The organism is Streptococcus dentasini (assembly GCF_053206945.1).
Genome location: NZ_JBRUHS010000018.1, coordinates 18,452 through 29,580, shown reverse-complemented (window position 1 = coordinate 29,580; position 11,129 = coordinate 18,452). Strand labels below are relative to the sequence as shown.

Sequence of the window (11,129 nt, the reverse complement as noted above, 5' to 3'; positions counted from 1 at the left end):
GGGAAAGCGAAGCTTTCGACTGTTTCCCAGCTAGAGTTAAACTTCTGTTCCAAGGGAGTTTAGCTCAGCTGGGAGAGCATCTGCCTTACAAGCAGAGGGTCAGCGGTTCGATCCCGTTAACTCCCATTAGCGGGTGTAGTTTAGTGGTAAAACTACAGCCTTCCAAGCTGTTGTCGCGAGTTCGATTCTCGTCACCCGCTTTATAATGAAAATTATAAGTGCCAAACAGTTAGTTTGGGCGCATAGCTCAGCTGGTTAGAGCGCACGCCTGATAAGCGTGAGGTCGGTGGTTCGAGTCCACTTGTGCCCATGAAGGGTCCGTTGGTCAAGGGGTTAAGACACCGCCTTTTCACGGCGGTAACACGGGTTCGAATCCCGTACGGACTATTGTTGGAGGATTACCCAAGTCTGGCTGAAGGGAACGGTCTTGAAAACCGTCAGGCGTGTAACAGCGTGCGTGGGTTCGAATCCCACATCCTCCTTTACTAATAATATCGCGGGATGGAGCAGTTAGGTAGCTCGTCGGGCTCATAACCCGAAGGTCGTAGGTTCAAATCCTGCTCCCGCAATACCTATAGAGGTAGGAAGGCTCGGTAGCTCAGTTGGTAGAGCAATGGATTGAAGCTCCATGTGTCGGCGGTTCGATTCCGTCTCGCGCCATTTTGTATATATGATGGAAGGGTAGCGAAGAGGCTAAACGCGGCGGACTGTAAATCCGCTCCTTCGGGTTCGGGGGTTCGAATCCCTCCCCTTCCATTTTACGGGCATAGTTTAAAGGTAGAACTAAGGTCTCCAAAACCTTCAGTGTGGGTTCAATTCCTACTGCCCGTGTTATATGGCGAATGTGGTGAAGTGGTTAACACACCAGATTGTGGCTCTGGCATGCGTGGGTTCGATCCCCATCATTCGCCTATCTTGGGGTATAGCCAAGCGGTAAGGCAAGGGACTTTGACTCCCTCATGCGTTGGTTCGAATCCAGCTACCCCAGTTGATGCTATACTAGCCGGCGTGGCGGAATTGGCAGACGCGCTGGACTCAAAATCCAGTGTCCGCAAGGACGTGCCGGTTCGACCCCGGCCGCCGGTATACTTGTGTTTTAGTCTCCTTGTTTGTTATTTCAGGGGGATTTTTTAGTTTTCCTGATTCTTCTCTGGTATTTTCGATTTGTCAAATTTATGAATTTAGGGATTTGGGAAAGAATATTTTTTGATCAGTAATTCATCACTGCTATTTCCTTATTTTTGTAGGGATTCACAGAAAGAGCGAGAGAGTAACACTTTGTTTAATAATTTTATAATGTGCGGTTCTGATGTGATGAGGGACTCGTATGCGGTTTTATAGAAATTACTTGTATTTGTCTTTTAGCAGACGTCAGCATTCTGGCAAGACTTGGCTTGGCAGACGGTTGGGATGGTATAGGTGTTCTTAATGAGATCTTTCTGGTATAAGAATTTTCATATTTGATGGTATGCTCTCTGATACGTGAATTTCCAGCTTCATAGTATCTCATTTTTTAAATGATTGAAAAACTTTTGTAACTGAAGAGGGGGGCTTTACTCGGCTAGTGTCAGCAATTTATTAGGGAGTTATCCACTTGTCTGTCAGAAATATATGTACATAGGCGGATGCTGTTTGTCAGCTTTTGTTCTATCCGTGACTAATTTTTTGCTTGGTAACAGCACTGCCAGGTTTCTCATGGTGTTTTTCAGTCAGTAGTGTTAGAGAGTTTCCAATTTAAGAAAGATGTTTTAGGGTTACCTTGTGGGGTCAATCATTAGTGTGAACAATATCTTCAAACCAGCTTAGATTATGTAAGCTTGTGATAAACTTTTTAAGGGGGATTGGGGTTAAGTACAAGCTGTAATCTAGTTAATTTCTCAGGGAAATTCCCCAATGATTAATTTGAGATATAGCATGTGTGAGTCTGATACTAATCGGAAAAAATTCAAATTTTAATAGCTATTTTTATAATTTTCTAAATTGAATACGAATAGATAGATGTGCAGATAAATTTGCATGTCTTATTTACTTTATTTTATGACAAAGGATTTTATAGTGGAATAGGTGACATCGATGTCACTATAAATTTTCTGAATCTTCTATTATAATCTTTATTGTCAAAATATTTTAAAAGGAGTTATGTTTATGGATAAGAAAAAATTGCGTGAGATTTTTAATCGGAGTTCAGCGCTTCCTCCTGAGGATGATGTAGAAGATGTAGTTGAGGAGCGCGAAGTTATTACAGCAGGTTTATTGTTTCTATTGAAAGAGGTACTAAGTATGGATGATGATGCATTTGTGGGAGCCTTTGATTCGGTTAAGAAAATCGTTCAAAAATTAGCACGTGAGTATTATATTAAATTGTGGGCACATGATGATTGGAAGCAGGAGGCGCAGATCATTTTGTATCAATTGTTGGAACGTTTTCCTGAGTTGATGCACGATGAAGAAAAATTACGCTCCTATTTTAAAACAAAATTTAGGAGTTACGTTCTTGATAATATTAGAAAACAAGAGAGTCAAAAGCGTGCATTTGATAAGATGATCTATGAAGAGATTTCTGAGCTCGGACATCGTATTCCTGATCATAAAATGGATACAGTTGATTATATTGCTTTGAAGGATAAGCTTAAGGAGTTGAAAACAAAGCTAAGTACAGAGGATTATAGGAAACTCTTGCTTTTGATGCGAGGCGGTGCCTTTAAAGGACGCAGTGCCTTTATTAAAGATATCAAAATTGAATTTGATGATTTTGATGATGATCAAAATTAGGTAGTTTTGATTGGAGATATTTGTTAACCGTTCGTTAATTTGGAAAAGGCAAGGGATTCTTGCTTTTTTTGTTCAGGTGATGTGGTTAGAAATGTGTCTCTATCGTATTTTGCCTTCCTTGAGCAGGCTATCAATACAGTGAAACTTTAGGGATAAAAAGTAAAGGAAAAGCACTTGACTTTGCCGGTTTAAATTTGGTATGATAATAGGCGGTATTGTTTACCCCATTTCAGAAGCCCCGGAAAGCTTTAGAAATATTTGTGGACTTGGAACATCCGCACTGTAAACAAAAATGATGGTATAGGAGAAATCATGAATAAAACAACATACATGGCTAAGCCAGGCGAAGTTGAACGTAAATGGTATGTCGTGGACGCTACTGATGTACCGCTAGGCCGTTTGTCAGCGGTAGTGGCTAGCGTGCTTCGTGGGAAAAATAAACCAACTTTTACCCCTCACACTGATACTGGCGATTTTGTTATCGTTATCAATGCTGAAAAAGTTAAATTGACTGGTAAAAAAGCAACTGATAAAATTTATTACACTCACTCGATGTATCCAGGTGGTTTGAAACAAATCTCTGCTGGTGAGTTGCGTTCTAAGAATGCTGTTCGTTTAATTGAAAAATCAGTTAAAGGTATGCTTCCGCATAATACTCTTGGGCGTGCGCAAGGTATGAAGTTGAAAGTTTTTGTTGGTAGCGAGCACACTCATGCTGCACAGCAGCCAGAAGTTCTTGATATTTCAGGTCTTATCTAAGAGGAAAGGAGCATATTTTAAATGGTACAAGCACAATATACAGGTACTGGACGTCGTAAAAATGCCGTGGCACGTGTACGTTTGGTCCCAGGTACTGGTCAGATTACAGTAAACAAAAAAGATGTAGAAGAGTATATTCCGCATGCAGACCTACGTCTTGTTATTAACCAACCTTTTGCAGTTACGTCAACTGTTGGTTCATATGATGTTTTTGTTAATGTTGATGGCGGTGGCTATGCAGGCCAGTCAGGTGCAATCCGTCACGGTATTGCACGTGCATTGCTGCAAGTAGATCCAGATTTCCGCGATTCTTTGAAGCGCGCAGGTCTTCTTACACGTGATGCCCGCATGGTTGAACGTAAGAAACCAGGTCTTAAGAAAGCGCGTAAAGCTAGTCAGTTCTCAAAACGTTAAGAACAGCTTTATATCAATACTTACGAGCATTTTGCAAGTCTCTTGCAAGGTGCTTTTTTCATTTGTGGGTATATATCAGAAAGGATCTTGCTTGGATGAGAGTATCAGTTGAATCATCTTTGTGTTTATGTCAGTAACAATGGATAATATATTACCTAGATTGTGGGTGTTTATCTACTAGATGTTTTTTAACATTGAAATGTAAAAATCTTTACTGTTAGGTGATTTTGGTGAGAAGCATTTGTGTTATAATGATAGCATGACTAGAATTTTGGATGATGAAATGTTAGAAAACGAAGGGGAGGTTGAACGTACCCTTCGCCCCCAAACATTTAAAGAGTATATTGGACAAGATAAGGTTAAGGATCAGTTAGCTATTTTCATTGAAGCTGCTAAAGGACGTGATGAAGCTCTAGATCATGTATTGTTATTTGGCCCTCCAGGCCTTGGAAAGACTACAATGGCTTTCGTGATTGCCAATGAATTAGGTGTTAATTTAAAACAAACGGCAGGTCCTGCAATTGAGAAAGCCGGTGATTTGGTAGCTATTCTCAATGATCTTGAACCGGGGGATGTACTGTTTATTGATGAAATCCACCGTATGCCAATGGCTGTTGAAGAAGTGTTGTACAGCGCCATGGAGGACTTTTACATTGATATTATGATTGGAGCAGGAGAAGCTAGCCGTAGTGTACACTTAGATTTGCCGCCTTTTACCTTGATCGGGGCAACGACTCGTGCTGGGATGCTTTCAAATCCTTTGCGAGCTCGCTTTGGCATCAATGGACATATGGAGTATTATGAAGCTGCTGATTTAACGGAGATCGTTGAACGTACTGCCGAGATTTTTGAAGCTGACATTACCCATGAGGCTGCGATTGAGCTTGCTAAACGCAGTAGAGGAACACCCCGTATTGCCAACCGACTGTTAAAACGAGTTCGTGATTACGCCCAAATCATCGGTGATGGTATTATTGACGATGCCATTACGGATAAAGCTTTAAATATGTTGGATGTAGATCAAGAAGGGTTGGATTATATCGATCAGAAAATCTTGCGAACTATGATTGATATGTATGGGGGAGGTCCTGTTGGTTTGGCTACCTTATCTATCAATATTTCTGAAGAACGTGAAACTGTTGAAGATATGTATGAACCTTATCTGATTCAAAAAGGGTTTATTTTGCGGACGCGCTCAGGGCGTGTTGCGACGGCAAAGGCATACGAGCATCTGGGGATTGAAAAGCCTCTAAACTAAACTGTTTCGTTATATTTTTGTAATCTATATGATATAATATTGTTATGAAAAAAGTATGTTTTGTTTGTCTTGGAAATATTTGTCGCAGTCCGATGGCTGAATTTGTGATGAAAAAATTGGTGGGTAAAAGAGATGTCCTGATTGAAAGTCGTGCAACCTCCTCTTGGGAGCACGGTAACCCAATCCATCGTGGGACGCAAAATGTTTTTAAGCAGCATGCCATTTTTTATGATACTTCTAAGGTATCGCAGCAGATTTCTCTAGATGATATGGAGAGATTTGATTATATACTTGGAATGGATCAGCAAAACGTCGAAGATTTGAGAAATAGTTTTCCTGCTTTTAGCAAGAAAATCCACTTATTTATTGCGGGAGGCGTACCGGATCCTTGGTATACGGGGGATTTTGAGGAGACTTATGCCTTGGTTGAGTCTGGATGTCGCAACTGGCTTTGTATTATTGACAGTGAATAATAGGGTAGATGTAATGAAAAAGATTGATTTAAGCAAGATTAGCAGGGAACAGGTAGAAATAGCAGCGGTTGTTGTTATTTTGATTTGCGCTTTGGCTATTTTGCTAATGCCTTTTGGTTCAAAGAAGACTTTGACCTTTGATAAAGGGAAGATTGTGTATACAGGTCATGTCAAAAATAATAAGATGAATGGACAAGGAAGGCTAACCTATAAAAATGGAGATAAATATAGCGGTGATTTTGTCAATGGTCAGTTTGAGGGAAAGGGTACTTTTACTTCTAAGAGCGGTTGGCGCTATAAGGGAGAATTTACTAAAGGTCAAGCTAATGGTCAGGGTACTTTGACAACAGCTGACGGACAAACGTACACGGGAAGGTTTAAACAAGGAATATATCAAGATGCGGATTAAGTGGTTTTCTTTTGTTAGGGTGACAGGACTGTTGTTAGTTTTGATTTATCACTTTTTTAAAAAAGCTCTGCCCGGTGGTTTTATCGGGGTAGATGTTTTTTTCGCTTTCTCTGGTTTTCTGATTACAGCTCTTTTAATTGATGAGTATCATCGTAAGCGGACAATTGATTTATTAGGTTTTTTTAAGCGGCGTTTCTATCGTATTGTACCTCCGGTTATCATTATGGTGCTTGTTACTATGCCCTTTACCCTGCTGGTTAGGAATGATTTTATTGCCAGTATTGGTAAGCAAATTGTTGCCGCTTTTGGTTTTATGACCAACTGGTATGAAATCTTTATCGGTAGTAATTATGAGAATCAATTTAATCCTCACCTTTTTCTGCATACTTGGAGTTTAGCAGTTGAGGTTCATTTTTATATTTTCTGGGGGATTTTGGTTTGGTGGTTATCAAAACGTAAGCTTTCTCAAAGTAATTTTCGTGGGGGGATTTTCTTAGCCTCTATTAGTCTGTTTTTTGTCAGTTATTTAACCATGTTTATCGGTAGCATTTTAGTAGACAATGTGTCCTTCAACTACTTTTCTACCTTTAGCCATAGTTTTCCATTTTATTTGGGTGCTATCTGTGCAACAATGTCTGGAGTTTCAGATACGACTAGGCGATTTGATAAAAATGTTGAGCGTTGGTCTTTGCAGCGAATCTTGTTGCAATTTATTGGAAGTTGGGCTGTTCTGCTCCTGTTGGGGCTGGTTTTAACCTATGAGGGCCGTTTGACCTATCTTTTTGGTTTTGCTCTAACTAGTCTCTTTGCCTGTCTCATGATTTATGCAGCTAGGGCTCTTCATGATAAGATACCAGAGGTTAAGGAGCCTGTGGTGATCACTTTCTTTTCTGATATCAGCTATGGGATTTATCTTTTTCACTGGCCATTTTACATTATCTTTTCTCAGTTAATGCTGAATTGGCTGGCGAGCTTACTGACCTTCATTCTATCTACAATTTTTGCGGCTTTCTCCTTCTACGTTATCGAACCAATGATTGCTGGCAAGGAGCCAAAAATGTTGGGAATGGACATTGATGTTGCTCCCTATAAAAGGTGGATTGGTGGATTTGCGGGTGTCTTAGCAGTGGTTAGTTTGTCTATCAGTTTATTAGCACCTAGACTTGGTGAATTTGAATCGGGAGTTCTAGTGGACTCTCTAAATCAGGCTGATACGAATATGACATTGATGAACCAGAGAACAGCAGGAGATGCTAATGCTTTAAATAATGTCTTAGTTATTGGGGATTCTGTTGCTTTACGCTCTCAAGATGCTTTTGCTCATAATATGTCTAATGCTCTGTTAGATGCTTCGGTCAGCCGAAGTTTTGATGCAGCCTTTGAGACTCTCCAAACGAATATTGAGGCTAATACATTGCCAGAAACAGTTGTCTTGGCTGTAGGAGTGAATTCACCAGATAATTATCAAGATGATATTCAGCAATTTTTGGATGCTCTGCCAGATGGCCATCGTTTGGTTTTGGTTACACCTTATGATTCTCAGGAGAATTCAAAAATGTCGGCCGTTCGTGATTATGAGCTTCAATTGGCTGAGGATAATGGTTATATAACGGTGGCTGATTGGTATCAAACCGCGCAAGATAATCCTGACATTTGGGACGGTACAGATGGTGTTCATTATTCTCAGTCTACCAATGGAGCTGATCTCTATGTTCAAACGATTCAAGGTGCAGTTACTGAAGCTGCAAAAAGGCCCGCTAAGGGGCAATAAATTTAAATATTACAAATAGAAAACATCATCAATTTTTATTGACAGTAGCCAGCTTAGATGATAAGCTGGCCTTTAATGATATTGAAGAGGAGAAAAGAATGGCACGAAATACTTACCAGACTACACGACAGGAAGAGAATTTTAGCAGGAGAAGGCGGCGTCCTCAAAAAAAATCGAAGGCAGGAAGAGTTGTTCTCACTCTGTTTTTCATTTTAGTGTTGCTAGGAGCTGGTGGAGCTTTCTATCGCTACCTTTCGGGGGATATAAATGGCGATTACCGTGCAACATCATTGGAAGAGAATATAAAAAAAGATGCCAGCGGAGAAGTTGGCGATACAGGCATCAAATACAGTGATATTATTACTGATGTCCATGTTGATGTTAATATCCATAATGAACAAGCAAAAGCAACAATCAGCTATAAGGTTAATGGAGAGGAAGCCTATAATATATATATGGCTGCCGTCAACGCAGAACTTGAGGGGGCTTCTGACGAGATAAAGCAAGCGGTCATGGAGCAGGTCCCTTCAAAAGAGGATATTATCAAGACTTTTAATGGTACGATTGCCCAAGGGGCGAAGTCAAGTGGATTGAGTTTTAAGGAAGAAACGGGTGAGGTTTCAGGAACGATTTTTAAGGGGAAGGTTAACCGCTGGACGAGAAAAATTGTTATTTCTTCCTATAACAAAGGGCTTTATCAGAATAATACTGATGGTAATGACAATAGCTTGCAAAGCTTGAAGCATTTTAATACAGGTGATTCTATGTCCTATGCTAAACAATCAGATGCTGTTACTTTGCGAGATCGTACGACCAATATCAAGATTAAGGAAAAATAATTTTGGCTCTCCATCACTATTTGTCAACTGTAGTGAGTGATTTGTTTTAACCTTTAGAGAAGACAGGCTTTGTCTTCTCTATTTGTATGTTCACAACGATGAGGCTTTTTGCTTTGAAGTTCTTGAAGTTTTAAAACCCAAAACTTAGCGCTCGATATTCTTGATGAACTTGTTGTTAGCGTCTAACTTGACAGTAGGTTGGTATTGGTTTAGGAAAAGGGACATTGGTAATTAATTAACTAGAGGATTTTCACCTTGAACAATCGTGCTATTTATTTAATTAGTTAAAAAGATTGACGGTTGGTTGAATAAGTGGTAATATTTCCTTAAATAAAACAAAAGGGAGAATGTTGTGTCACAAAATACGATGAATCAAGGCTTTGTTCAACAGCCTATGCCGGAGCAATTTTCTAATCAGCCACAGAAGCAGCCAAATACCAAACTGATTGTAACTATTATCTTATCTGTTGTTGCTGCTCTCGTTCTAATTGGAGGTGGTGGCACCCTCTATTATTATATATCGGGTAATATTAATGGAGATTACAGTGCAACATCGCTTGAAAAGGAATTTTCAAAAAAATTAGAAGAAACTGATAGTGATTATGACAGTTCAATCTTTGACAGTGACGCAGTGAAGGCTGAGTTTGATGTCAAAATTGATGGTGACAAAGCTGTGGGGACAGTTAAGGTCTCTTTTGATAGGGATAAGTTATATAAAACTTATAAAGAGGGTATAGATAGCTATGACTTTAGTGCGGATGAGTTAAAAAAGGCTGGACTTCCTTCAAATAAGGAGGAATTCTTGGATGAATTTGATTCGAATATCCAAGATTCTATCGGAGAAAACGAGTTTAGTTATAATTCTAAGACAGGCACAGCTTCCGCAACCTTATTCAAAGGAAATGTTAATCGCTGGTCAAGGTCAATTGTCATTACTGACTATTACAGCAGTGAAGATTTTCTAGACGATGATGATGGATTGGATGCTATAAATGCTCTTGAAAAAGGAAAAGATATTCACTATAAGAAGACATCGTCAGGTATCGTTCTTGAAGGTAAAGACGATAACATTGATTTAGACAAGGATAATTAGAGAAATAGGCTGAGGTCTGGGATAGGCTTCAGTTTTTATATCCTCCGATAGGAGAGTCTTTTGCAGGTGGGTTTGACAGGAAAAGAAAAGCGTGGTAGGATAAACTTAAATTATTCTGAATTTTTTAAAGTTTAAAACTTATTTTATAGTTAAATAAAAGGAGATGCTATGTCGCAAGAAGATTTTAATAAAGTGCCTGATTATTCCGAGTCAGAATCCCTACAACAGTATGGTTCAGCTTCAGAAACGACTGCGTTTCAGAAATCACCGACAACTACCCCTGATCAAGCTGTTGATAATATTGCGTCATCGACACAGCTAGCAGGGATGCAGCAACAGCAGAATCCCACCTTTGGTCAAGCATCTATCCCTGATCCGCGGACTAGCCAGTCAACTAATTCCCAGATAAATCAACAAGTTAACACTGAGACTGCAGACTCAGCGACCCTTAACACGGGTTCACCAACTCCAGTCGCAGGAGGAATTGGACAAACTTCAATAGCCTCGCAGCCAGTTGCTTATACAGGAACAGCTATTTCTGGTAGTGTGCCAGTTCAACAAGGGATACCTGTGCAGGGAAGTTTTGTAGCACCGCAGAAGCCTCATAATACTAAGAAGATTGTCTGGAGTATTATAGCTTCTGTGTCAGCTGTCATTTTAATTGCTGTTGGAATTTTAGTTTACCGTCAGCTCTCAGGAAATGTCGACGGAAGTTATCAAGTAAAAGAGTTACAAGCAGATTTGAAAGATAATCTAGCCGGTACTAGTTTTGATGGTATCGACGGCCTAAATTATTCAGATTTTAGTGATGATCTTGCTGTGGAAACAGTAATCGAGGATGATGTTGTTAAGGCAAGGATCATCTATTCTGTTGATTATGATAGTTTCTACGATCTTGTAAAAAAAGAATACAGTTCTACCTATTCTAGTTATAAGAGTGATTTCTCAACTGATGAATGGAATTATTTGATGGATACTCTGATTGAGGGTGCCGGCTACGATGAGAGTGGTTTTGAGAAAATTTTGTCTGAGGAAGTTGATGAAAATGGTTTTGAATATGATGACGATAAAGGTCTAGTTACAGGAGCTATTTTTGAAGGGAAGGTTAATCGTGTTAAGGGCAAAATTGAAATTACAAAGGTCAATTCTGATAGTGATTTGAGTGATTTTGAGAAAGGACAGCAAATTTCTTATAAAAAGACGGCCTCAGGTTTAACTTTGAAAGACGAGGATGGAGGTACGATGGAATTTAATAAGGATTAAATACAGCGGAGACTAGGTGAGAGTGCTCATCGGTCTTTTTTGTTTGCGATTCCCGAATTATTGTTTCTATTGAATGAG

10 protein-coding genes and 12 tRNA genes are annotated in these 11,129 nt (G+C 39.6%); all 22 read left to right on the top strand.

Features of this window, described 5'->3' with window-relative positions:
- The first annotated feature begins 53 nt into the window (after positions 1–53).
- The 22 genes from ACVR1G_RS10585 (at position 54) to ACVR1G_RS10480 (ending at position 11,051) form a co-directional block, all read left to right on the top strand.
- Positions 54–126 (top strand) — tRNA-Val (locus ACVR1G_RS10585).
- A 3-nt stretch (positions 127–129) separates the two neighbouring features.
- Positions 130–200: transfer RNA gene (locus ACVR1G_RS10580), tRNA-Gly, on the top strand.
- A gap of 36 nt (positions 201–236) precedes the next feature.
- Positions 237–310 (top strand) — tRNA-Ile (locus ACVR1G_RS10575).
- 5 nt (positions 311–315) lie between these two features.
- A tRNA-Glu gene (locus tag ACVR1G_RS10570) sits at positions 316–387 on the top strand.
- Positions 388–392: 5 nt separating this feature from the next.
- Positions 393–482 (top strand) — tRNA-Ser (locus ACVR1G_RS10565).
- 13 nt (positions 483–495) lie between these two features.
- A tRNA-Met gene (locus tag ACVR1G_RS10560) sits at positions 496–569 on the top strand.
- 18 nt (positions 570–587) lie between these two features.
- Positions 588–660, top strand: a tRNA-Phe gene (locus ACVR1G_RS10555).
- Positions 661–675: 15 nt separating this feature from the next.
- A tRNA-Tyr gene (locus tag ACVR1G_RS10550) sits at positions 676–756 on the top strand.
- Between the two features lie 4 nt (positions 757–760).
- Positions 761–831: transfer RNA gene (locus ACVR1G_RS10545), tRNA-Trp, on the top strand.
- A gap of 7 nt (positions 832–838) precedes the next feature.
- Positions 839–911: transfer RNA gene (locus ACVR1G_RS10540), tRNA-His, on the top strand.
- Between the two features lie 5 nt (positions 912–916).
- Positions 917–988 (top strand) — tRNA-Gln (locus ACVR1G_RS10535).
- A gap of 14 nt (positions 989–1,002) precedes the next feature.
- A tRNA-Leu gene (locus ACVR1G_RS10530) sits at positions 1,003–1,086 on the top strand.
- 1,059 nt (positions 1,087–2,145) lie between these two features.
- Positions 2,146–2,772, top strand: coding sequence for a sigma-70 RNA polymerase sigma factor region 4 domain-containing protein (locus tag ACVR1G_RS10525; RefSeq protein WP_447453129.1), 627 nt, complete (start codon positions 2,146–2,148; stop codon positions 2,770–2,772).
- 312 nt (positions 2,773–3,084) lie between these two features.
- Positions 3,085–3,531 carry a 50S ribosomal protein L13 gene (rplM, locus tag ACVR1G_RS10520; protein WP_002962718.1) on the top strand — a complete coding sequence of 149 codons (447 nt, stop codon included), beginning with the start codon at positions 3,085–3,087 and terminating at the stop codon, positions 3,529–3,531.
- A 21-nt stretch (positions 3,532–3,552) separates the two neighbouring features.
- Entirely contained in the window at positions 3,553–3,945 is a 393-nt protein-coding gene (gene rpsI, locus ACVR1G_RS10515) for a 30S ribosomal protein S9 (RefSeq protein ID WP_447453128.1), read from the top strand.
- 259 nt (positions 3,946–4,204) lie between these two features.
- Positions 4,205–5,203 (top strand): Holliday junction branch migration DNA helicase RuvB, encoded by a 999-nt coding sequence (gene ruvB, locus ACVR1G_RS10510; RefSeq protein ID WP_447453127.1) that lies wholly within the window; start codon positions 4,205–4,207, stop codon positions 5,201–5,203.
- A 44-nt stretch (positions 5,204–5,247) separates the two neighbouring features.
- Positions 5,248–5,676, top strand: coding sequence for a low molecular weight protein-tyrosine-phosphatase (locus tag ACVR1G_RS10505; protein ID WP_447453126.1), 429 nt, complete (start codon positions 5,248–5,250; stop codon positions 5,674–5,676).
- 13 nt (positions 5,677–5,689) lie between these two features.
- A complete protein-coding gene (locus ACVR1G_RS10500; protein WP_447453125.1) occupies positions 5,690–6,085 on the top strand; it encodes an MORN repeat-containing protein in 396 nt (131 codons plus the stop codon).
- On the top strand, positions 6,075–7,856 hold the full coding sequence (locus ACVR1G_RS10495) for an acyltransferase family protein (RefSeq protein WP_447453124.1): 1,782 nt from the start codon (positions 6,075–6,077) through the stop codon (positions 7,854–7,856). The genes ACVR1G_RS10500 and ACVR1G_RS10495 overlap by 11 nt, the downstream gene beginning before the upstream one ends.
- Positions 7,857–7,954: 98 nt before the next feature.
- On the top strand, positions 7,955–8,695 hold the full coding sequence (locus ACVR1G_RS10490) for a hypothetical protein (RefSeq protein WP_447453123.1): 741 nt from the start codon (positions 7,955–7,957) through the stop codon (positions 8,693–8,695).
- Positions 8,696–9,047: 352 nt separating this feature from the next.
- On the top strand, positions 9,048–9,788 hold the full coding sequence (locus tag ACVR1G_RS10485) for a hypothetical protein (protein WP_447453122.1): 741 nt from the start codon (positions 9,048–9,050) through the stop codon (positions 9,786–9,788).
- Positions 9,789–9,956: 168 nt separating this feature from the next.
- The gene (locus tag ACVR1G_RS10480) at positions 9,957–11,051 is read left to right on the top strand and encodes a hypothetical protein (protein WP_447453121.1); all 1,095 of its coding nucleotides are present in this window, start codon (positions 9,957–9,959) and stop codon (positions 11,049–11,051) included.
- Positions 11,052–11,129: the final 78 nt, after the last annotated feature.

What these genes read in the sequence shown, in the direction of transcription:
- ACVR1G_RS10525 (WP_447453129.1), top strand. Translation starts at nt 2,146, where the DNA reads ATGGATAAGAAAAAATTGCGTGAGATTTTTAATCGGAGTTCAGCGCTT.
- rpsI (WP_447453128.1), top strand. Translation starts at nt 3,553, where the DNA reads ATGGTACAAGCACAATATACAGGTACTGGACGTCGTAAAAATGCCGTG.
- ruvB (WP_447453127.1), top strand. Translation starts at nt 4,205, where the DNA reads ATGACTAGAATTTTGGATGATGAAATGTTAGAAAACGAAGGGGAGGTT.
- ACVR1G_RS10490 (WP_447453123.1), top strand. Translation starts at nt 7,955, where the DNA reads ATGGCACGAAATACTTACCAGACTACACGACAGGAAGAGAATTTTAGC.
- ACVR1G_RS10495 (WP_447453124.1), top strand. Translation starts at nt 6,075, where the DNA reads ATGCGGATTAAGTGGTTTTCTTTTGTTAGGGTGACAGGACTGTTGTTA.
- ACVR1G_RS10480 (WP_447453121.1), top strand. Translation starts at nt 9,957, where the DNA reads ATGTCGCAAGAAGATTTTAATAAAGTGCCTGATTATTCCGAGTCAGAA.
- ACVR1G_RS10505 (WP_447453126.1), top strand. Translation starts at nt 5,248, where the DNA reads ATGAAAAAAGTATGTTTTGTTTGTCTTGGAAATATTTGTCGCAGTCCG.
- rplM (WP_002962718.1), top strand. Translation starts at nt 3,085, where the DNA reads ATGAATAAAACAACATACATGGCTAAGCCAGGCGAAGTTGAACGTAAA.
- ACVR1G_RS10500 (WP_447453125.1), top strand. Translation starts at nt 5,690, where the DNA reads ATGAAAAAGATTGATTTAAGCAAGATTAGCAGGGAACAGGTAGAAATA.